Source organism: Drancourtella sp. An12 (assembly GCF_002160935.1).
GTDB lineage: Bacteria > Bacillota > Clostridia > Lachnospirales > Lachnospiraceae > Sellimonas > Sellimonas catena.
In genome coordinates this window covers 427,025-449,285 of record NZ_NFLO01000001.1, presented here as the reverse complement: position 1 = coordinate 449,285, position 22,261 = coordinate 427,025, and the positions used below count along the sequence as shown (strand labels likewise).

Annotated in this window: 23 protein-coding genes; 7 read left to right on the top strand and 16 right to left on the bottom strand. The window is 42.8% G+C overall.

What is annotated here, in order from left to right; all coding sequences use genetic code 11:
• Positions 1–77: 77 nt before the first annotated feature.
• On the bottom strand, positions 78–2,549 hold the full coding sequence (locus B5E64_RS02220) for a toll/interleukin-1 receptor domain-containing protein (RefSeq protein ID WP_087166878.1): 2,472 nt from the start codon (positions 2,547–2,549) through the stop codon (positions 78–80).
• Positions 2,550–2,901: 352 nt separating this feature from the next.
• The gene (locus B5E64_RS02215; protein ID WP_162610116.1) at positions 2,902–4,092 is read right to left on the bottom strand and encodes a restriction endonuclease; all 1,191 of its coding nucleotides are present in this window, start codon (positions 4,090–4,092) and stop codon (positions 2,902–2,904) included.
• Positions 4,093–4,321: 229 nt separating this feature from the next.
• Between B5E64_RS02215 and B5E64_RS02210 the strand changes: the two genes are divergently transcribed.
• From B5E64_RS02210 to B5E64_RS02190, 5 genes are all read left to right on the top strand, one after another.
• Positions 4,322–4,699 carry a TnpV protein gene (locus B5E64_RS02210; protein WP_021949478.1) on the top strand — a complete coding sequence of 126 codons (378 nt, stop codon included), beginning with the start codon at positions 4,322–4,324 and terminating at the stop codon, positions 4,697–4,699.
• A gap of 262 nt (positions 4,700–4,961) precedes the next feature.
• The gene (locus tag B5E64_RS02205; RefSeq protein WP_087166875.1) at positions 4,962–5,396 is read left to right on the top strand and encodes a LytTR family DNA-binding domain-containing protein; all 435 of its coding nucleotides are present in this window, start codon (positions 4,962–4,964) and stop codon (positions 5,394–5,396) included.
• Positions 5,397–5,406: 10 nt separating this feature from the next.
• Entirely contained in the window at positions 5,407–5,874 is a 468-nt protein-coding gene (locus B5E64_RS02200) for a hypothetical protein (protein ID WP_087166874.1), read from the top strand.
• Positions 5,864–6,433 carry a hypothetical protein gene (locus B5E64_RS02195; RefSeq protein WP_087166873.1) on the top strand — a complete coding sequence of 190 codons (570 nt, stop codon included), beginning with the start codon at positions 5,864–5,866 and terminating at the stop codon, positions 6,431–6,433. Before B5E64_RS02200 ends, B5E64_RS02195 begins: the two co-directional genes overlap by 11 nt.
• Complete coding sequence (locus B5E64_RS02190; RefSeq protein WP_087166872.1) at positions 6,420–6,593, top strand: cysteine-rich KTR domain-containing protein; 174 nt, start codon at positions 6,420–6,422, stop codon at positions 6,591–6,593. The genes B5E64_RS02195 and B5E64_RS02190 overlap by 14 nt, the downstream gene beginning before the upstream one ends.
• Positions 6,594–6,643: 50 nt before the next feature.
• Here the strand turns inward: B5E64_RS02190 and B5E64_RS02185 are convergent, their stop codons facing one another.
• From B5E64_RS02185 to B5E64_RS02170, 4 genes are all read right to left on the bottom strand, one after another.
• Positions 6,644–8,080, bottom strand: a complete 1,437-nt coding sequence (locus tag B5E64_RS02185; protein ID WP_087166871.1) for a MobA/MobL family protein — start codon at positions 8,078–8,080, stop codon at positions 6,644–6,646.
• A gap of 402 nt (positions 8,081–8,482) precedes the next feature.
• Positions 8,483–9,778 carry a virulence-associated E family protein gene (locus tag B5E64_RS02180; protein ID WP_087166870.1) on the bottom strand — a complete coding sequence of 432 codons (1,296 nt, stop codon included), beginning with the start codon at positions 9,776–9,778 and terminating at the stop codon, positions 8,483–8,485.
• Positions 9,681–10,427: a CHC2 zinc finger domain-containing protein gene (locus B5E64_RS02175; RefSeq protein ID WP_087166869.1), complete on the bottom strand. Its 747-nt coding sequence runs from the start codon at positions 10,425–10,427 to the stop codon at positions 9,681–9,683. Before B5E64_RS02175 ends, B5E64_RS02180 begins: the two co-directional genes overlap by 98 nt.
• A gap of 3 nt (positions 10,428–10,430) precedes the next feature.
• Positions 10,431–10,619: an ICEBs1 excisionase gene (locus B5E64_RS02170; RefSeq protein WP_087166868.1), complete on the bottom strand. Its 189-nt coding sequence runs from the start codon at positions 10,617–10,619 to the stop codon at positions 10,431–10,433.
• Positions 10,620–10,829: 210 nt separating this feature from the next.
• On the opposite strand from B5E64_RS02170, the gene B5E64_RS02165 reads away from it, so the two are divergent.
• Together B5E64_RS02165 and B5E64_RS02160 are read left to right on the top strand one after the other, a co-directional pair.
• Entirely contained in the window at positions 10,830–11,414 is a 585-nt protein-coding gene (locus B5E64_RS02165; RefSeq protein ID WP_087166867.1) for a helix-turn-helix transcriptional regulator, read from the top strand.
• Positions 11,415–11,494: 80 nt separating this feature from the next.
• Positions 11,495–12,580, top strand: a complete 1,086-nt coding sequence (locus B5E64_RS02160; protein ID WP_343284035.1) for a site-specific integrase — start codon at positions 11,495–11,497, stop codon at positions 12,578–12,580.
• A 61-nt stretch (positions 12,581–12,641) separates the two neighbouring features.
• Here the strand turns inward: B5E64_RS02160 and guaA are convergent, their stop codons facing one another.
• The 10 genes from guaA to B5E64_RS02110 all read right to left on the bottom strand — a co-directional run bounded on the left by guaA (position 12,642) and on the right by B5E64_RS02110 (position 22,258).
• On the bottom strand, positions 12,642–14,189 hold the full coding sequence (guaA, locus tag B5E64_RS02155; RefSeq protein WP_087166865.1) for a glutamine-hydrolyzing GMP synthase: 1,548 nt from the start codon (positions 14,187–14,189) through the stop codon (positions 12,642–12,644).
• A gap of 112 nt (positions 14,190–14,301) precedes the next feature.
• Positions 14,302–14,775, bottom strand: a complete 474-nt coding sequence (locus B5E64_RS02150) for a YbaK/EbsC family protein (RefSeq protein ID WP_087166864.1) — start codon at positions 14,773–14,775, stop codon at positions 14,302–14,304.
• A 194-nt stretch (positions 14,776–14,969) separates the two neighbouring features.
• On the bottom strand, positions 14,970–15,602 hold the full coding sequence (locus B5E64_RS02145) for a hypothetical protein (RefSeq protein WP_087166863.1): 633 nt from the start codon (positions 15,600–15,602) through the stop codon (positions 14,970–14,972).
• A 14-nt stretch (positions 15,603–15,616) separates the two neighbouring features.
• Complete coding sequence (gene deoC / locus B5E64_RS02140) at positions 15,617–16,288, bottom strand: deoxyribose-phosphate aldolase (RefSeq protein WP_087166862.1); 672 nt, start codon at positions 16,286–16,288, stop codon at positions 15,617–15,619.
• A gap of 1 nt (position 16,289) precedes the next feature.
• The gene (gene add / locus B5E64_RS02135; protein ID WP_087166861.1) at positions 16,290–17,255 is read right to left on the bottom strand and encodes an adenosine deaminase; all 966 of its coding nucleotides are present in this window, start codon (positions 17,253–17,255) and stop codon (positions 16,290–16,292) included.
• A gap of 36 nt (positions 17,256–17,291) precedes the next feature.
• Complete coding sequence (locus B5E64_RS02130) at positions 17,292–18,104, bottom strand: purine-nucleoside phosphorylase (RefSeq protein WP_087166860.1); 813 nt, start codon at positions 18,102–18,104, stop codon at positions 17,292–17,294.
• Positions 18,105–18,119: 15 nt separating this feature from the next.
• Entirely contained in the window at positions 18,120–18,851 is a 732-nt protein-coding gene (locus B5E64_RS02125; protein WP_087166859.1) for a Crp/Fnr family transcriptional regulator, read from the bottom strand.
• Positions 18,852–18,906: 55 nt separating this feature from the next.
• Positions 18,907–20,175, bottom strand: coding sequence for an amidohydrolase family protein (locus B5E64_RS02120; RefSeq protein ID WP_087166858.1), 1,269 nt, complete (start codon positions 20,173–20,175; stop codon positions 18,907–18,909).
• Positions 20,176–20,207: 32 nt separating this feature from the next.
• Entirely contained in the window at positions 20,208–21,149 is a 942-nt protein-coding gene (locus tag B5E64_RS02115; protein ID WP_087166857.1) for an ABC transporter permease, read from the bottom strand.
• A 17-nt stretch (positions 21,150–21,166) separates the two neighbouring features.
• Positions 21,167–22,258 (bottom strand): ABC transporter permease, encoded by a 1,092-nt coding sequence (locus B5E64_RS02110; protein WP_087166856.1) that lies wholly within the window; start codon positions 22,256–22,258, stop codon positions 21,167–21,169.
• Positions 22,259–22,261: the final 3 nt, after the last annotated feature.

Here is a 22,261-nt window from a genome sequence, read left to right as displayed (position 1 = left end):
TCTATTTTAGTGATGAGACTTTTGATATCTTTATACTTTTGACATAATGTTTTTGATTAAAAATTCCGACTTGATAGCTATACACTATATTTATTAAGTCTAATGATAAAACGCTCTTTTGCCTCATCTGTATAGTTCTTAATATTCATTTTAAAATATTCAATAGCACCAACGCAATCTCCTCTTTTTGCTTTAATCAAAGAATCCATGCATACAATATTGTCAACAAATCTTTGTTTTAACTCAGGCTTTCTAAAATAATCAACAATCTCTTGCATCATTTCAAAATCATTAAATCTCTCCGCTATATCAAACTTAACTAATCTTGCATACTGAATGTTTTCATTCATTTTTATAGCTTTATTGATATATTCTAGAGAAAGCTCATAGTCATTATCAATGAAGGCAGCATACTGTGCCTTAAATCTAAGGGTTAACTCTCTCGCTATATTACTTCCAATAGTTTCCATATTTTCAATCAATTCTTGCAATATTTGTTTTTTATTTTCAACATTATCGGATTTTATTACACAAGTAAAATATGCTTGAATATGGTATGGATTATCTTTATAGTTTTCATAATTTAATCTTGCCAATTCTAATGCAGATTCATAATCCTGCATTCCAATATATATTTGAACTTTTTCACGTTTTGCCTTTGAAAAATTCTCTCTTAATTCTAAGCTTTTGTTTATTTTCTCTAAAGCCTTATCAAACCTTCCAATCTGTCTATAATAAAATCCAAATAAAAATTGATGGTCAGCACCGTCGATATTCATAACTTCATCTTTAAATCGTTTATTTCTAAGTTTTGCCAGAGCTAAACATAGCAAATAGCGTATCTCAAAGATAATTCTATAATCCATAAAGGAAGAACTCTGTATTGCTCTATCAGCAAATTGTACAACCTCTTTATATTTTCCAGAGTTGTATAAATCATTCATTGTTTTTAAATAAATTGAAGGAATAATATATTTATTATCAATTTCTACCCCGTTAATTAATGCAGTCTTTAAACCGTGTAATAATTGAGGAATATCATAATCTTTATCATCTATATTATTCACTATCTCATGTACATTTTCTTTAAGAATATTTTTATGCGCTTCCGAAATTTTATACTCGCTCCGTAGAATATAGTTCTTAATTGTATCGTTTACTCTAATATATTCTTGTAATACACCAACATATTCACATATTCCCCGCGAATATAGATCTTCAATATACCCCATATACTTAGAATAATCAGATACTATGGACATAAGATAACTAATGCCCACATAGTCAAAAGATGCTAAAAGAGCTAAAAATTCCATTACTTCTTGATCATCTTTTATATCTTGCATCATAATCGCTGCTTTTCTGTCGCTAAAATTTACTACATCATTTGTATTGTCATAAAAATATCTCCAGCCCTGTTTAATCATTGCAACAGCATAAAAAACCTGTTCTGGGAATCCTGTCAAAAGATTACTAACTGTTTTCATCTTGTCTGTATCCAATTCCACCTTTTCCAATTGAAGGTATCTTTTTAATAAGCCATTCCGCTCTTTAATATCTAACTCTGGTAAAGCAATATTATATATCCTTTCATTTTTTAATTTTCTGTCAAAGAATCTAAACTTTGAAACCAATAATAATGTGATTTTACTTTCAACATCTACGTCTTCTATGATTTTTTCAAACCATTCTGCCATATCTCCTTCATGATTTATAATACAGCCATTATCAACAATAAATAATACAATTCTTTCCTTTTGCAGTTGAATGACAAACTCTTTTAAAATATTAATTTTTGACGTCATATCTAAACTAGCAATATATTGTAATGTCACTTCTGTGTCACTATTAAAAAACCCCAGATCACAAATTTTTAAAATACAATCTTCAATACTTTCATCTGATCTTAATACAACAGATGCAAATGGATAAGTTTCCTTTAAAATATTGCTCTTATACAAGCTATGTTTCAAAAAAGTTCTTCTTCCAATCCCCTCAAGTCCTGATGCAATAGCCACTACTGGAGACTCCTTGTCAAAATCATCCATCCGTTCTTCGAAATTTTGCAAAAATTCATTTCTTCCCACAAACAACATATTTCTTTCTTTTAATTTGGGATGTTTTTCATAAGAAATCTCAATCATCCGCTGCTTTATAACATTAGCCGCTTTTGTTTGACTACATATCCTCTGAATATTATATTCTCTTTGCATCCATTCAGGAATTCTAGAATCATCATATTGTACAATATCATCAATAATTATTGGACATATTTGATATTTCTTCTTCTCATCTACTATAGCCTCAACCCCTCTTAATTCATTCTGAACCCATTGTGATCCTAAAGCTTTATTGGATAAGAAAATCACAAACATATCTGTTGTATTTAATTGATAATAAATCTCTTCTAATGTTTTTCTTCCTTCTTGAAACGACACATTATCAATAACAACACTATCTGCTCCTAGTGCCTTTACTAATTTATTATATACAATATTTACATACCATAATTTATCTTCACTACTATGCGATAGAAAAACTCTTGACATCTACATTTTCCTCCGTATATTTTCTACGAAAGATACATATACTCACATTATGAAAACATATACATTTTATCCTGTTGCAAGCGATAATCATCATTATATTAAACTTTCAAATTATAACGTGTATCTGAATAATCGTTTCGTATGTTCTTTCGCTTATTCCATTATAATATCTCACACTATCTTTGGCAAACGATTATGTATTTATAGTTTAAATGGACAAGAAATTTTTTCCACCCGTTTCCCAAACACCCAAAAAAAGATATCTTATACAATCTGTTTATCTTCAATCTTTATTCACTCATGATATTTTTTAATATACATTATTTATACGATGAAATCATGCCTTCATTCTTTAGTTATAATACTGGTTTTTCTTTATATCCAGCATGTCAATATTATGGCTATTTCCATATTCATCATAATAATATATGCTAAAAACATAACCATTATCAGATGGATACTCTACATAGTCGTCAACTCTATTACTTAAATGCTTTTTATACCTTACTGTAACACTGTAATAGCCTGGCTTAAGTGGTTCACCCCATTCATATTCTTTACTCTGGGCTCTTGGTTCTAGTATATCAAAATCTCTGCACTTAGCGATTCTATCAGGCTCACCCAATATTGTATATGGTAAAGCCTCTTCCCTCATTCCAAGACAAGGATATTCCTCACCATACTCCCTTCTCAGTTCTTCCACTCTTTTTTCCATGTCTATTTTATCTTGGTCATAAATAATTTCATCCGCTTCCATTACCAATGAATCTGTAAATGTATATATGTTTCCATTACACGTAATCGCTTTTATATATGCCTCATCATTAGATTTTTCTACTTTTTGAATAAACCCATCATAAAACAAATACATTTGTTCTGGTTTTAAACTATCAAAATCATCGGAATCAATATTGCACTCATAGCATTCTTCTTTTTCTATTTTTATATCACATATTGTAAATCCAAATTTCTCTGCTGAATCATTTAATTGAACATATAACCATTCTCTGTACTGCTTGTCATGAATCTTTCCCTCTAACAAAATAAATATCGTAATCATTAAAAACGCAATTCCTAGCACACCGCAACACCGTAACAACACTTTTCTTGTTTCTTGTTTCTTTTTTTCTACTTCTATTAATTTTCTCTTTTGTTCCTGTTGCTGCTGAATCGCTTCCCGTTTAAGTTGCTGATTCATTAACTGTTGAAATTTTAACGTTTTTTCTTGCTCTTTTCGTTCCTGTTCTTCCTTTATTTGTTTTAGTGATTTATCATCATTAATTTTGTCTAAAGTAATATGTAATAATGTATTTAATAAATTTTCCAATTCATTGCGATCCCACAATATGACACCTATTCGTTTCGCCATATTAATTGCTGCTGGAGTAAAATAATTATTGGTTATAACGATTGCTCTATCACAATTGTAATATATGGATCCACTCGAAACTTCTTGTACTGCTTTTACTCCTATGCTGCTAGAATAGCATTTGCATTGAAATCCAAATTGGAATTTGAATATCAGTAAATTATGACCTCTCAACAGAGGTTACAGTGTTTTAATAAAATCCTCCAAAAGCCTTGAAAATAAAGGATTTATCGCAATGTGTTCGCCTTATCTCTTTATACGATTACACACAAGTTTATTCTTTCCCTCTTTGCTCATAAGGGCAAATACAAGGGCAAGAAAATCTCACAACAAGATATAACAGAGTGTGGCAATCGGAGAACTGTGATGTATGTGCGAATATATTATAACGGAGGATTTTTCAATGGACAAGTACATTTACGATGATAAAAATGGTATGTGGTATGAACTGCAAGGAGATTATTATATTCCTTGTTTTATCTTACCAGCCGAAAAAGAACAACCTATCGGTTTGTGGGGACAGCGGCACTTGCGGTATCTGAAAGAATACCACAGAAATACATACACAACGCTATTGACAAGCGGCAGGCTGAACACTTACCTTGCCGACATTGACAGACAGGCACAAGAACGCTTTGAAATACTCACAGAGCAGATGAAACAGGCACAGGGTATCACGGAGCAGTTAAAGGTTGAAAACACCTTAGAGTGGGTTGGTCGAATGAATAACATACGGGCGTGTGCTATGGAGGTTGTGAATGAGGAAAACATCTACAATTAAAGCATTGTAACGAATTTGACTGTAAAATCGTGGCGAGTAGGGATAACTTACCCGCCCTATTTTATGCTCTATGAGCCGCTTAAACAAGGCTTTTGACACCGAAAAGCGTTATATTACTTAACATTTGTTATAGACGGCGGGTAGGGTATACTCCGTTTGCTCAGTTAATGGCATTTTAATGCCAGATTTTGTACCTCTTACAACAAACCCGTTGAGAAAAAAATATGAATGATTATATTATAATAATTGAAGGAGGTGCGGTATGGATATTCAGATTATTGAGCACATAAAAGAAACATTAAGCGTAGTTATTCAGTGCAATAAAATTGATGATGAAGTAATGAGATTAAAATCGCATATCGAATCATTTGACAATAAATTGTATGCCCAAAAAGACGGTACACAATTTTGGGTAAATTTATCAGAAGTATTATACTTTGAATCTGTAGATAATCATACATTTTTATACACGCAGGAAGATGTTATGGAAATCAAACAAAGATTATATGAACTGGAGGAAATTTTATCCGATAAAGACTTTGTCCGAATTTCAAAGTCACTTATTGTAAACATAAATAAAATCCGTTCCCTAAAACCAGAGTTAAATCGTACCATTTTAGTAACGTTGTGTAATGGAGAGTTATTATATATTTCCAGAAAATATGTCCCGTTTGTGCGGAAATTATTATCAATATAGGAGGATGGCAATGAAAAACAACAAAAATGATATCATAAAATTTTTCGTTTGGATGAGAAATGGAATTGCTTTTTGCACGACGTGGCTTCTTATCATCTGGATAGCATATTGTCATATTTCCAATCAGCAACAAATTTCAGTAAGTATGTTAACTAAACTACTGTTTTTTGTGATTGGTGGCGTGCTGATTTTTAATATTCTTTTTACAAAGGTTTTTATTAAAAATTGGACTTTCACAAAAAGATTAACCTGCTTTATGGTGTTGCTTAGCTTATACGAGTGTCTAAACTTCTATTGGATGGGATTTTTTAGCGGTATAGGGACATTTATTCAGTGGTTAGTTTTTATCGGAATTATATGTGTTCTTTATTTCATTTGTATTGCAATATACCAGATGTATAGCAATAAGCAAGGAGAAATTTATACGCAAGCTTTGATAAAATATCAACAACAAAGGAGAAATGTAAATGGGAAATAGAAAAGAGTTAGTATCATCATTGCAAGAACTGAGAGAAGATAATATAAGAAAACAAAAAAGAGGATTGCATTTTATTGTTGCTTCTGTTTTCATTTGGGTAGCAGTCTTAGGTATCCATATATCCTCATTGCCGATTTTGTCAAAAAACTTATTCACCTTTTGCTGTTCAACACCATTAGTTCCGTTGGCTTTTTTACTCTCGAAAATTTTGAAAATTGATTTTCAAAATAAAGAAAATCCACTTTCAGGATTGGGGTTACTTATTTCACTTAATCAAATGCTCTATATATTGATTGCTATGTGGGTATATGCAGTTATGCCAGAAAAAATGCTGATGGTTTATGCTATAATTTTTGGAGCCCACCTTTTGCCATATGGTTGGCTATATCAATCAAAAACATATTATGTTTTTTCTATTTTGATACCGATTATTGTATTGTTGCTTGGGATATATGCTCCGACATTTTTTGTGGCGGTATTTATGCTTATCACAGAGATAATTTTCTGTAGTTTGCTAATTCTTGAAAATAAAAAGGTTAAGTGTTATGAAACAAATTAAAGCAGAATGGATACTTTGCCCTATCTGCGGCAATAAAACTCGTACAATGATACGGGAAGATACAGAATTAAGAAACTTCCCTCTCTACTGTCCGAAGTGCAAAAAGGAAACAATCATCAATGTGCAGGATATGAAAATCACGCTTGCAGTCAGTAAATGATTATGTATGCCGCCGCTATGGGTAACGCCATAACGGCGGTTTTTCAATGCCTATCGGCTATCTCTGTCAATGGATTTCTTACGCCGTCTTTGCGGCGGTTTCTGCTTGTTGCGTTCCTGTATCCCACGCAGATGTTTTAGCACGCTTTGCTTTTCGGGCGGTCTGCGCTTCTCATTGGCGGCAGCTGTCGGCTTCCTGCTGACTTGATATTCCCACTCGGCAAGGTCACGGTTGTACTGTTCCACAACGCTTTCCATTTCTCGGAAAGTACGCATAAACACCTGCACATCGGGATAACCGTCCTCTTTGAGCGTATCGGGGATTTTATCCAACCTGTCGGCAATCTCTGTTTCGGTTTCTTTGATTTTTACCTCTAACGCTTTTCGCTCTTTGCCTTTGAAAAGCCCCTTTGTATCGGCAAGCTGCTGTTTCAACTGCGGCAGAACTTTGTCCTGCAAGGTTTTGATTTCCCTTGCCTTATCCTGCACCTTTATCATCAGGTTTCGCATATAACGGAACTCTGCCATATCAATATCAAGCGTAGGCTTGGGCGGCATATCTTTTTCCCGAATAAGGTTTTGCAGAAAATCTTTTGCCTTTGCCACAATCCTGCGGAATAGATTAGGCAGCCAGCCTTTGCTTTTGATAGACTGGCTTGCTTTTTCGTGTATCTCGGTCTGCTTGACTTCTAAAATCTTTGCTTCGGAAATACCTGATAACAACGCCATATCCGCTGTCCTGTTCCATTCCTGCCTTGCGGCGTTGTCCGCTTCAATCTCGGCGGCTTTGGGATTGTTCTTACCGATTTTCTTGGTGGGAAGATAAACGCTGTTCTTATCAAACACCTTTAACTGCTGTTCGGGATCGGAGATATGCCGATTGATAAGGTCGGTGTAAATCTCTTTTACCTCCCGAAGAAAAGGCTCGCTTTTGAATTTATCGTCTTTCACGGTAAAAAGGTGGCTTTCGTAAACCTCGCCCTTTTTTATGACGGTACAGCCTTTTCGTATCTGTCCGTCCTCCCCTGTGATTTCTTTCTTGGTGCGTACCCTTTTGCCCGTTTCATCATATAACACGCTGCGTGTGGCTCTCTTGATGTCAGGCTCGGGGAGCAGTTTTCTTTCGCTGAAGATAAGATGGATATGATAGTTTGTCTTGCGTTTGTTGTGGTGGATGGCTGACACGCACTCCACACCATACCGCCTGCGGAACTCCTCCGTAAAATCTTCAAGGACTTCCTGCGGCTCGTATCTTGTGTAGACTTCGGGCAGGGCGATAATCAATTCCCTTGCTTCGATACATTTGCCCTCTGTGCCGCTTCGCTTAAATTCCTGCTGGCTTTCCCTTGCAAGATTATTCCAAAATTCATTGTCGGCGGTGCGGTAGGAGGCATAGAGATTTTCCTGCCTTGCGTGGCTTGTGATATAGGATATTCTTCCCTTGACATTGGGTAGCTTCGACATCTGTATAAATGAATGTCTTGCCATATACTCCTTCCTCCCGTGACGGGCATACTCTTTTTGCAACCGAGAAATCGGTTGCCGCTGTTTCGGCGGCGTAAGCAGACGGACAGCGGAGAAAGCTGCGGCGGCAGTTTTCTCGTGATAACGCTGTAAACGGAAGTGTCGGCGTTATCACTTAGCCCCCTGCAAGGGCGAAATACCCAGAGTACAAATCGAAGATTTGTGCGAGGGGTGTATTTCGCTCTCAATCGCCGAGGGCTTAGTTTCTGGCGTATCCGCCTTTTTCTTTCTGCCCGTATCCGGGCCTTATTTCATTCCTGTCTTTTTAACTTTCAAAGTTTTTTTCTCCCTGTTCACACTTCTCTGTTCACAGACTTGTGAACAAACTTTTGTGAACAATGCTCAAAACATTTTTAAAGTTAACTTTTACTCAAAAGGTAACTCCTCATTTTCATCCACTTTCACGAATCCATCCGGATCCTTTTTCGGACGGATCCGTTTCCATGAACGCTGAGTTCCCAGTCCCCCGGAGAACCGGTGATTTCCATGTTTTTCCCATCCGGTGATCTCATTGTCCATCAGATCTCCGATCTCTTTGGACTGCCATTTAGGGACAATACCTTCCTGATGAAACACTTCCTGATAGATGATAGTAGAGCAGACATAATCCTCTTCGTAGTTGTCCAGGAAAGCCTGGAGCATCCCTGTCTGTGTATCTTCCGGCATAAAGTCCTTCTGCAGAGATTTCACATAGTCTTCCATATCCGGAGAGAAGGTCAGGAGAAATTCCCCGCTTCGGTAGATTTCCATTGCCTCTGCCCACGCCTGTATGATATATTCTCTGGAGCCTTTTTCATCCCGATATATCATAGTCTCTGCTTTTTCCGGACATACCTTTACCGGTCCGAACCGCCGATTACCCGTCCGGTCAAAAGGCAGGAAAGCAAGGTCATTGGAAGTGCCACAGAACACGCATTGACGATATCTGTCTTCCGCTCTTCTTTCGTAGGGAATCCGGTAAGTGTCCTTCTGTCTGCTCAGAAAAGATTTGGTCTCCTCAATGCTTTTGGCATTCGCTACTGCGTTCATTTCTGACATTTCCACAATCCAGTGCCCCTGCAGATATTCGTAAACTTTCTTGTCATCCAGCCGTTTCACATCATCTGTGAACCATTCATCCTGAATTGCCAGATATTTGAAAAAAGTAGATTTTCCTGTCCCCTGACCACCAACCAGACAAAGCATGATATCGTACTTCTTTCCGGGTTCATACAGGCGGCTTATGGCTGCCAGCATGTGCATCTTCATAACCTCTCCTGAATATTCCGGATTTTCCGCCCCGAAGAAATGAGTCAGCATCCCCGCAATACGGGGTCTGCCGTCCCACTTCAGACTTTCCAGCAGATCGATGATCGGATGGAAACTGTTGTCGTTGGCTACAATATCTATCGCTTTTGTAATCACCCGATCACTGGTCAGTCCGTAATTTTTTTCCAGATAGAGAGACAGGTTGTTCATATCCGTATCCGTCATCTGTACGCCCCGTCTCTTCCAGGGCACTTTTTTCTTAATATCAATCTGGCAGGTCATCTCATTCCTGCAGACAGCTCCCCGCAGACATGGATCATGCTCCAACACGTGTTTGCAATTCTGGATAGACTGTCGTATCCGGCCTTTCTCCGTTACTTCCAGATTGTCCCGGATTTCTTCCGGTGTCAGCATTTCCTGCTCTACAATATTCTCTAATTTCTTCCAGGACTCCTGGCTGATATTCTTCCATTCGCTGCTCAATCTTCTCCACCTCCTTCCGTTTATAAATGAAAAATTCCGCTATTTCCTCTCCATCACCAGTCAAAAGGATATCCAGATAATCATTAATCTTCCTCTCATTATCCAGTGCCTCCAGAAAGCATTCCTGCTCAAAAGGCTCCGGTCCGCATCCGTAAAACTGTTTCCAGAATCGAATCCACGACAGATAGTCCGTCAAAACCTTTACGGCATGATTTTTCCAGGTTTTAACCTTACTTTTTACCGAGAAATGATACCGACTTTGTACCTTTTTACCTTCTCTGTCCCGGAATTTGTTCTGAACAGACTTTTGCTCCTTCAATGGAATTGGAAGATTAAAATCAGTGATCAGCTTTTTTGCCGCCTTATAAGGAGACATTCCAAATAATTTGCCCGTAAACGTGATTACATCTCCCTTTGCCCCGCAGGCAAAGCAGTAAAATCCCTGATCCACTTTCATACTGGGATGACGGTCCTGATGAAAAGGACAGCACGCCATCCCATTTCTGTTTACCTTCAATCCGTACCGTTCGGCAGCCTGCCTTGCGGTAACGGATTTCTTTACCAACTGAAAAATATTCATCCCTTACTCCGATTCGCAGCCATAGAACTTTTTCTGGAAATACCGGATCGGGACTTTACCTCTGATCACGTTATACCCGGATTCTTCCAGTTCCTGGTTCAGTTCCCGCACAATGCCATATGCTTTGCTCCTGCCGACACCCAGTACCTCCATAATGTCATTGGCTGTTATATAAGAAACTTTAACCTGCATTTTCTTCCCTCCTTTCTCTGACAAACTACAAAAAGTGTATTTTACATACGCTTTTTATTTGTTTGAATTATTACGCGCCATATAATGTGCACTCTTAATTCGTGTTTTTATTATACGTCTGTTTTTCATATTTGTAAATAGTATTTTTAAATTTTACGCACTTGCAATGCATATTTTTCTGTGTTATACTGTGCATGAGGTGAATAAATAATGAACGATATGGAAATTTCAACGATTGGAGAACGTATTAAAACTCTCCGAAAAAAACGAGGCTATAACCAGAAAGAGTTAGCAGATCTTTTAGGAAAGTCACTCCGCACCATTCAGAAATACGAAAGCGGAGAAATTGAAGTATCTATTGCTATGGTCAATGAACTTGCCAAAGTGCTGGATACTACTTCCACCTATCTTCTGGGGCATCAGACCGTCGATTTTAAATTTGATAGCCTTTCAGACGTAATGGAATGTCTGTTTCAGATTGAGAAAATAACAGGACTTCATTTTTCTATTGAGACAAAAAGACCGCCTCACCATGACGGTTGGCAGTGTTCCATTACCTTTGACGGAAAAGATAAAGCAGCTGATCTGAATGCGGATATATGTCTTTTCCTGGAAGAGTGGGAAAACAATCGAGAATCTTTCAAAGAATACGGCATGTCAAAATCTGCCTATGAGGCGTGGAAAGATAAGACACTGGCTTATTATGCTTCACAGGGTGTAGAAATGTCTGAATTTGAAGATCTTGATGAAGACGAGCGTATAAAAAGAAGAGCTGCTCTGCTTTCTGGCGAATAATCTCCCAACATAGGGTTTTCATAACTCTAAGAAAGGAATGATCAGATTTGTCAGTAACAAAGGATACTTCAGGAAAATGGATGTCACAGATCCGTGTCAAGGATTACACCGGAAAAGTCATCCATAAAAAGAAACGTGGGTTTACAACCAAAAAAGAAGCTTTAGAATGGGAACGGGATTTTCTGAACAAAGCGACAGCCGATATGGGAATGCTGTTTCAGGATTTCGTAGAACTGTATTTTGAAGATATGAGCCACCGGCTGAAAGAGTCTACCATCATCAGTAAGCATTATATGGTGGACAAAAAGATTCTTCCGGTATTCGGAAAAATCCCTATCAATGAGATTACGCCGAAAGATATCCGCAAATGGCAGAACAGCTTAACTGCCTATCGGGATGAAAATGGAAAACCTTACTCCCAGACTTATTTAAAAGCGATCAACAACCAGCTGACGGCTATGTTCAATTATGCAGTGAAGTATTATGACCTGCATGAGAATCCATGTACCAAAGCCGGAAGTATGGGAAAAAGTCATGCGGAAGAAATGAACTTCTGGACAAAAGCAGAGTTTGAGCAGTTTATTGTGGCAGTACAGGACAAACCAGCCTCCTATACCGCATTTATGACTCTGTATTATACCGGAATGCGTGTAGGAGAGTTATGTGCATTAACGCCTGCAGATGTGGATCTGGAAGGCCATACGATCACGATTAATAAGACATTTCAGCGTATCAACGGCAGGGATGTGATCTGGCCTCCAAAGACGCCAAAAAGCAACCGGGTTGTTACCATTCCACAGACCCTTGCCAACTGTCTGAAAGAGTATATGGATAAGTGCTATGAGATCCAGCCGGATGACAGACTGTTTCCTTACACCAAAAGTTTTCTGAACCATGAAATGCTCCGTGGATGTAAGAAGTCAGGAGTTAAAAAAATCCGGGTACACGATCTCCGCCACTCCCATGCAAGTCTTCTGATCGAAATGGGATGCCAGCCTCTTCTGATCGCAGACCGGCTCGGACATGAAAAAATACAGACGACCTTAAATACTTACAGTCATCTGTATCCGAATAAGCAGGCAGAAGTAGCTGCTCAGCTTGAAAATGTGATGAACGGAACGACAGTTCCAAATGGTAGCCAAATGGCAGGTGTAGCCAATTTGTAGCCACTAAAAGAGAAAAATCTCTGGAAAGCCTGCAAAATAAGGCTTCCCAGAGATGTGGTGTCTATTCAAACTCAATCGTTCCTGGTGGTTTGCTTGTTAAATCGTAGAATACTCGATTGACACCTTTTACCTCGTTGATGATTCTGCTCATGACTTTCTGCAGTACCTCAAACGGGATATCCGCTGCTTCAGCTGTCATGAAGTCGATCGTTTTTACTGCTCTAAGTGCTACTGCATAGTCATAGGTTCTTTCATCTCCCATAACTCCAACAGAACGCATATTTGTGAGCGCTGCAAAGTACTGATTGACTTCTCTTGCCAGTCCTGCGTTTGCAATCTCTTCTCTGTAGATTGCGTCTGCATCCTGCACGATCCGTACTTTCTCAGCTGTAACTTCTCCGATGATACGGATTCCAAGTCCCGGTCCCGGGAATGGCTGACGGAATACCAGATCTTCCGGAATGCCGAGCTCCAGTCCTACTTTACGGACTTCGTCTTTGAAAAGATCGCGGAGCGGCTCGATGATTTCTTTGAAATCAACAAAGTCCGGAAGTCCTCCTACGTTGTGGTGGGATTTGATCACTGCGGATTCTCCGCCAAGCCCACTCTCTACAACGTCCGGATAAATCGTTCCCTGTGCGAGGAAATCTACGGCACCGATTTTCTTTGCCTCTTCCTCAAATACACGGATGAATTCTTCACCGATAATTTTACGCTTCTGTTCCGGTTCTGTCACACCTGCAAGTTTGTTGTAATATCTTTCCTGTGCGTTGACACGGATGAAGTTCAGAGCAAAGTTTCCTTCCGGTCCGAATACTGCTTCTACTTCATCTCCTTCGTTTTTACGAAGAAGTCCATGGTCTACAAACACGCATGTCAGCTGTTTTCCGATCGCTCTGGAAAGCAGTCCTGCTGCTACGGAAGAGTCAACACCTCCGGACAGTGCCAGCAGAACTATGCCGTCTCCCACTTTATTTCTGATATCTGCAACTGCATTTTCAACAAACGCATCCATCTTCCAATCGCCTGAACATTCGCAGACACCGCGTACGAAATTGTACAGCATCTCTTTTCCACGAACTGTATGAAGTACTTCCGGATGGAACTGAATTGCGTACAGCTTTTTCTCTGCATTTTCAGCTGCTGCAACCGGGCAGTCTGCTGTGTGCGCTGTGATCTCAAATCCCGGCGCAACCTGTGCGATATAATCAAAATGACTCATCCAGCAGGTCGTAGCATCTTCTACACCTTCAAACACTTTGGAATCTTTCTTATCAATCAAAACCTCGGTCTTTCCGTACTCTCTGACTTCTGCTTTTGTTACCTTTCCGCCAAGCACATGCATCATCAGCTGTGCTCCGTAGCAGAGTCCAAGAACCGGAATACCGAGTTCAAATAACTCTTTTGTATATGTCGGAGAATCTGCCTCATAGCAGCTGTTCGGGCCGCCGGTCAGGATGATTCCCTTTGGATTCATTGCCTTGATCTTTTCAATATCAATACGGTAGGAATAGATCTCGCAATATACATTACATTCACGAACACGTCTTGCCACCAGCTGGTTGTACTGTCCGCCGAAGTCAAGCACAATTACTAATTCGTTTTTCACGGGTTACCCTCCTTCTTTTCCTTTGTGGTTCTTCTATTATAGAATAGCACCCTCTGATTTACAAGTGAATTTTCCGAAAATGGGCGAAATGGGAAGTTTACTCTATTTTCTCTCACTCCCCGCTCCTTTTCCCCACATCAATCCATTTTTCACACCCCGAATACTTTTCCAGTTCCTCCACCGTCAGATCCACGGCGCTATGTCCGCTTCCTGCCGCCGGATATACCCGCTCGAAGCGTTTCAGAGATTCGTCCAGATAAACCGGGATGCCTGGTTTGGTTACAAACGGGCAGACACCGCCCGGCTGATGGCCTACAGCCTCTTCCACCTGATCCCAGGGAATCATTTTGGCTTTCTGGTGGAACTGGGCTTTGTACTTCTTATTATCGATTTTTGTGTCGCCGGCCAGGACAATAAGAATCGGGGCATCGTCCACGAAAAAGGACATGGTCTTTGCGATCTGACATGGTTCACAGCCGATCGCCTGCGCCGCCTCTTCCACGGTAGCGCTGGACTGTGCAAGATCCATGACCCGTTCTCCCATTCCATCCTCTTCAAAATATTGCTTTACCAGTTCAAAAGACATTGGTACTCACCTACTTTTCCTTTTCTTTTCCTCTCTTCATTATAGCCAATCCTTGTCCGGAAGTAAATCCGCTTTCCCAGGAACCAAAACAGGCACGAAAAGTCCAGCTCCCTCGCCGCTCTTTCCGCACCTGTTCTTTTGCTTTCCTGCTAAATAAATTGTTTTATTCTAACTCCCTTTTCTATACTCTGCTTTTAATTCTCATTCTGATCCAGTTCCTTGACATATGTTCCGTCTTCTTTTACAAATCCCATCGTCTGCAAGTAGTATTCGTGAGGCCCCGGAGTTCCTGCAAAATTCAGTTTCCGGATTCCCTGCTCCTTCAGGCGGGAATACAGATATTTCCCCACCGAACAGTCCCGGTATGCCGGGGTGGAATAGTCCAGAATTACGTCCAGCTCTCCGTCCGGCCTCCGGTTTCCGATCAGAATTCCTGCCGGTGCGTCGTCATGGCAGACGATGTAGGCGGCGTTGCAGCCTCCCATTGTCTTGGACGATGCGTTAAAATCCGGAAAGTATTTCTGAATGTCCGCCGCATATCGTTTCACAAAATAACGCAGCATGGATTCTTCCGGATTCCCTTCGATTACATCGTAGGCTCTCTCCGTTTTCGAGATCCGCATCAGGTAGTAAAAATTGATCAAAACGAGACAGGTATTCATGATTGCCGTCGGGTATGCATGGATCACGAGAGAGTAGATCGTACAGATCACTCCGCCGGCCATGTTGATGATCCTAAGCTTGACCACCGAGGTCATTAGAAAGGACAGCAGTACAAGGGCGGAGCCGAAATACCCGATGAGCTCCACAATCATATGGGTATCCACGCGGTCTCCTCCTTCTAGTATCCGGCTCCTGCGTCCGGGCTGTTTTTCATGATTTTCACCAGTCTGCTTGTTCCAAGACGCTCCGCTCCGAGGCGGATAAATTCGTCCGCGTCATCGAAAGAGGAAATGCCTCCTGCCGCTTTGACTTTAACGTCTGCTCCAACATGCTTCCGCATCAGTTCCACATCCGCAAATGTTGCGCCTGCGGTGGAAAATCCGGTAGATGTCTTGATGTATTCTGCGCCTGCTTTTGTGACAATCTCGCACATCTTGATCTTTTCTTCTTCGGTCAGAAGACAGGTTTCGATGATTACCTTCAGAATACGTCCACCGCATGCCTCGTGGATCTGGCGGATCTCGTCTTCCAGCGCCTCGTATTTTTTGTCTTTTAGCCAGCCGATGTTGATGACCATGTCGATCTCGGAAGCTCCGTTTGCGATAGCATCTTTTGTTTCAAATACTTTGACTGCCGTTGTGCTGTACCCGTTCGGGAATCCGATCACGGTGCAGATCGGAAGTTTCCCTTCCACATAATCCGCTGCCTGTTTTACATAGGACGCCGGGATGCAGGCGGACGCCGTCTCATATTTCATGGCGTCATCCAGAATCTGGCGGATCTCCTCCCAGGTTGCTCCCTGAGTCAGCAGGGTATGGTCTACATATTTCAAAATTTCTTTCTTTTCCATCTTAAATCCCTTTCCATTTCGTTTCCAGTGTCTCTTTGATTTCCGGGTCAAATGCCGTCTCTGTGGCATTGCGAAGCAGGGTGAGAATCAGTTCGTCATCCTGACCGTACTGCTCATAAACTCTTGTCAGCTCTTTTGTCATGGTTGTTCCGCTGACCGTCCGGTTGTCTGTGTTGATGCTGACCTTGATTCCTGCATCTACAAACTGGCGAAGCGGATAGTCTTCCCATCCTGCTGCTGCCTTCGTCTGAAAGTTGCTGGTCGGACACATCTCCACACCGATACCGGCCTTTGCGTAGGCTTTCATCAGCTCCGGATCCTTGCGAAGCGCGATGCCATGTCCGATCCGTCTGGCCCCCAGTTCGTAGGCTTCCCGGACATTTTCCAGATTTCCGGTTTCCCCGGAATGGATGGTAAACGGCATGCCCAGACGTTTGGCTTCCACAAAGATGTCACGGAACTCTGAGGTCGGGAATGCGGATTCATCCCCTGCCAGATCCAGGGCACAGACACCGTGTTCCAGATATTCTCTTGCACATTTCAGCATGGACAGGTTCTGCTCCTGGCTGTGATTTCTCATGGCACAGACGATGATCCCGTACTGTACCTGAAAATCGGCCTTCGCCCGCTCCATTCCTTTCCGCACGGACTCAATTACCTTTGCGCAGCTTAAGTTTTCGTGAACCGAAAGCATCGGAGCAAACCGGACTTCAATATATTCTACATGTTCCTTTGCGATCTCTTCTACAAAGGTATACGCACCGTCCTCCAGTCCTGCCTCGTCCTGCAGGCACTGTACCGGAAGATCAAATTTTTCCAGATATTCTGTCAGGCTTGTGCAGTCTTCTGAGACCGTCAGGGCATCTTCCGGGATCGTTTTCCCAAGATGCCGTTCCATCATGGCTTTTGTCAGAGAGCCGTCCAGATGACAGTGCAGATCCAGTTTTGGAATTGTTTTGATATCCATATCGTTACACCTTTCTTCCGTTTCTCGAAATTCGTTTTATATCGTTTCGATAATCTTTGTTACCAGTCGTTTGAAGTCTTTGGAAACGCGGTCTGCAGTCTCCTGCACTTCTTTGTGATCCAGTTTTTCCTTACTGATACCGGCTGCCAGGTTGGTGATGCAGGAGATTCCTCCGATCTCCATGCCCATATGGCGTGCGGCCATTGCCTCGCAGGCCGTGCTCATGCCGACAGCGTCTCCGCCCCAGATTTTGCACATCCGTACTTCGGCCGGCGTCTCATAATTTGGTCCGGTAAGCTGAACGTACACGCCCTCTTTCAGGTCAATTCCGCACTCGGATGCGGCATTCCGGATTACGTCCCGGATCCTGTGGCTGTATACTTCGCTCATATCCGGGAATCGAGGTCCCAGTTCGTCCAGATTCGGTCCAATCAGCGGACTTGGCACGCCTGTGGCAATGTGGTCGGTCAGCATCATGAAATCGCCCGGGCGGAAGTTTTCGTTGATTCCGCCGGCCGCATTGGTAAGGAGCAGCTTTTTCGCCCCCAGAAGGCCCATCAGGCGGGTAGGAAGAACCACGTCGGACATCGGGTAACCTTCGTAATAGTGAACCCGGCCCTGCATGATGACAACCGGCACATCTCCTACATATCCAAAGACGAAGCGTCCTTTATGTCCTGTTACTGTGGATACCGGGAATCCCTCGATTTCGGTGTAATCCACGGTCGTTTCAATCTGAATTCCGTCTGCATAATCTCCCAGTCCGCTTCCGAGAATCAATGCCACTTCCGGTTTGAAATCTGTCTTTTCGCGAATACTTGCAAGACAGGTCTGTAATTTCTTTTCCATCTTTGATCCACTCCTTTATAAGTCCTCCGCCAGAATTCCGGAGATCATCTCCTCCATTCTGCGGTATTGTTCATAGTTAATCATGATATTGCTTCCCTGTGTCGTAATCATCCCGTTTTCCTTGAATTTCTTGATGGAACGGCTGATTGTCTTCACACAGAGTCCCGTGAAATCCGACAGTTCCTGCCGGTCGCCCTTCATCCTCAGGACGCCGCCCTGGGCATATTTGCGGTACCGTTTCATCAGAAGGAAGGCTACCCGGTCCGCTCCCTGTAAAAACAGAAGCATCCGGCTGTCTCTGGCCTGTTCCAGAAGATATTCGCCCATCAGCCGGCTCTCCTGCTGCAGAGCGACTATATCCGAATCCAGCCATTTCTTGAACCCTTCTTTCGGTATTTTCAGTACGGTACACTCTGTCACCGTCTGGAGGGTTGTCTGGTACTTGTCCAGATTGATGATGACCTCCATTCCGCCGAATGCATAGACCTTGTCAAACATAGTAAAATCATAGTTGATTCCGTAAATCCGATAATCAGTGGCTTTGATCAGACCTTTCCCGATAAAGAAAATCATGTCTGCAGGCTCTCCCTCCTGTACGAAAACCGTCCCTTTTTCCAGCTCTTCCACCACAAAGGTGTCCATCAGCCACATGGGCACTGTCCGGAAATACTCTTCAAACTGTTTTCTTCTGTCCTCTTCAATTTCATTTAAAAACGGCAGAATCTTTGCCAGATATTTGTTTTCCATTCCTTCCCACCTACCGTTCTCTTTTGGTACAGCGGCACACGAAAAGCCCGCTTTGTCAGATTACCTGTTTCCCTTTGATATATTTTGCTTCCACCCTGGCATCCCCGTCCAGATAGATCAGTCTCTCCAGCCTTTCCCGGACGGAAAGCGGACGGGCGTGCCGGATCTTGCGGTCGTCGATCACAACCGCGTCAAACTCGTACCCTTCTTCCAGGCTTCCAGCCTTTCCAAAGAAAGCACCGCCGCCTTTGGTCGCCAGGTAAAAGACTTCTTCCACAGTCAGATGCGCCAGACTTTGATCGATGAGTCTCCATCGAAGCTTCGAACACTGGATGGCCATGGCCATCGCCCGGAACAAAGAGATCGAGGAGCCGGCCGCCACATCGGTGCCAAGTCCCATCTGCATCCCCAGTTCCATGTATTTCCTCGCCGGTGCGATTCCGGAGGAGAGGTTTGCATTGGATTCCGGACAGTGGGCGATGAAGACGCCCTGCTCTTTCATCATCCGGATTTCCTCTTCCCCACTGTACACGCAGTGTGCCATGATGGTCGGGCAGTCTCCGCCAAACAGACCGTGGATCCGGTAGGCATCCCCGTAGCAGGACGCCTTTGGCTGCAGTTCTTTGACCCAGTCGATTTCGCTTAAATTTTCCGAGAGATGGGACTGCATCGGCAGATCGTATTGTTTCTGAAGCCCGGAGAGCAGTTCCATCAATTCATCGGAACAGGTTGGAATAAATCTTGGCGTCAGGATTGGTCTGACATTGGAAAGATTCTTTGCGGCCAGAATCCAGTTCTCTGTCGCTTCCGCGGATGCTTTGGCGCTTTCCTCACACAGACCTTCCGGGCTGTTCCGGTCCATATTGACCTTTCCTACATAGCCCGCAAGTCCTGCCACCTCCATCTGTTCCATGAGCCAGAGTGTAGCGTCCGGATGGCAGGTGCCAAAAACGCAGGCCCTCGTTGTCGCGCTGTGAAGCAGATCATCCAGAAAGATGGTATACGCCTTTTTTGCGTATTCCGGATCCTGATACTTTTCCTCTTCCGGGAAGGTATGGGTATTCAGCCAGTCGATCAGTTCCTGGTCCATCCCCAGTCCCCGGAAAGGGTACTGGGGTGCATGGACATGCAGGTCAATCAGTCCCGGAATGATCAGCCGGTCGCCGTAATCGTGGCAGGGAATCCCGCTCCATTTTTCCGGAAGCGTTTCAAATACTCCGATGCTTTTTCCGTCTTCGCACACAACGTAACCATGCTCGATGGTGCGGATTGTCTTTTGATTTTCACTATAGCAGATCTGTCCTCTGATCGCAAATCGTTCCATGTTGTGCTCTCCTTGCTCTGAATTTCCGTCTGTTATCGTTGTCCCTTATCGTAAGGGATTCCTTCCGCTTTTGGTGCTCTGGAGTTCCTTGAGAACAGGGCCAGCACCACAAGGGAAATAATGTATGGAAGCATGTTGTAAACGGCGCTTGGGATATTGAGTGCTTCCAGAATGTCGAATCCGGAGTACACGTTGGACAGTGCACGGAACAGACCGAACAGAAGCGCTGCCAGTCCGATCAGCTTCGGCTCCCACTGTCCGAAGATCATAACCGCAAGGGCAAGGAATCCGAATCCTGCCACACCGTTTTCAAATTTCCATTCGCTGACACCTGCTGTGATGTAGACGATTCCTCCCAGACCTCCGAAGAATCCGGAAATCAGGACGCCCGCATAACGCATTTTGTATACGTTGATTCCGACGGAATCCGCTGCCTGCGGATGCTCGCCGCACGCCCGCAGTCTCAGTCCAAACCGGGTTTTATAGAGAACCACGTGCGCAACGATCAGAAGGATGACAGCCAGGATCATAAACCAGCTTACTTCAAAGTTTCCGATTTTAAATGCCGAGAATGCTTTCCTCTGATCGATATACTGAATGGAAGAGGAAACATTGTTTACATTTTCTCCCATGTTGATTGCCTTCACAATGACAGTGGCCGCCGCTGTTCCAAGAAGGTTCATGGCTGTTCCGACCAGTGTCTGGTCCGCCTTAAAGTTGATGGCCGATACTGCAAGCAGAAGGGAGTAGATCATACCAAAGATCACACTTCCAAGGACAACCGCCAGAATCATCAGCGCTGCCGGAAGATCTCCCATATACTTCATCACCAGGGCGCCGCCGAGGGCACCGATGACCATGGTCCCTTCCAGCCCCAGGTTGATCACACCGCTTCGTTCAGAAAAGCATCCGCCAAGGGCCACAAGCATCAGTACTGATGCATAGATCAATGTATATTGTAATAAGAGTGCCATATGTTCTTCCTCCTTCCCTATTTCTTTGCTTTTCTGTTCATGCAGTATTTAAAGAATAATACAAAACCGCAGAAGTAAATGATGATTGCCGAGATCAGATCGGAGATCTGCGCACAGTATACCATCTTGTCCACATAGGATCCGCCGCTTGTAATGTGCTGGATGAAAAATGCTGAGAAAATACTTCCGATCGGGTTCAGGCCTCCGAGGAAGGCTGCCGCGATTCCGTTGAATCCCATAGCCGGGACTGCCGTCTGTGCACAGGACCACTGCTCGATTCCGCTTAAGTAAAGGAATGCAGCTCCAAGACCTGCGAGGCATCCTGCGATCACCATGGTAAGGATCATGTTTCTCTTTTCTTTCATACCTGCATATTTTGCAGCATTTTTATTCAGTCCGGTTGCTTTTAATTCGTATCCAAGTTTTGTCTTGCTCATGACTACCCATACGAGAATGGCGATGATGACTGCAAGCGGAATGGCAATCGTCACATACCGGTTGTCAGAAAACAGCTTGTCCAGGCCAAGACTCGGAATCAGGGCGTCCGGGCTGTTTGTCTTAAGCGCCATCGTATAGGTCGTACTGGATTCCTTGACGTTCGTCAGAAGCATGTTGACGCTGTAAAGGCTGATCCAGTTGAGCATGATTCCGGCGATAACTTCGTTTACATTTAAGTATGCCTTTAAGATTCCGGCGATTCCTCCGAGCAGTCCTCCGCCGATCATGGCTGCGATCATGCAGACATACCAAGGCATCTGATACGCAAGCGCCAGGTAAAGGGCAAGTCCTGCTCCTACCGCGTACTGTCCGGAAGCTCCAATGTTAAAGAGCCCTACCTTGTAGGCAAAAAGGATGGACAGGGTACACATCAGAAGCGGCGCCGTTTTGGCAAGGGTGCTTCCGAAATATTCCAGTGCAACTTCCGGTCTCGGGAAATACAGGAAGTTCTTTAAAATAGATGTCATCGCATCCCAGGCTCCGGCCGGATTGATGCACAGCAGCACAATATAACCTACCAGAAGGCCAAGGATAATACAGATCAGAGACGCTATGACCGTCTGTACGCCGCCGATCTCCAGGAACCGTTTCTTTTCATTTTTTGTATTCATATG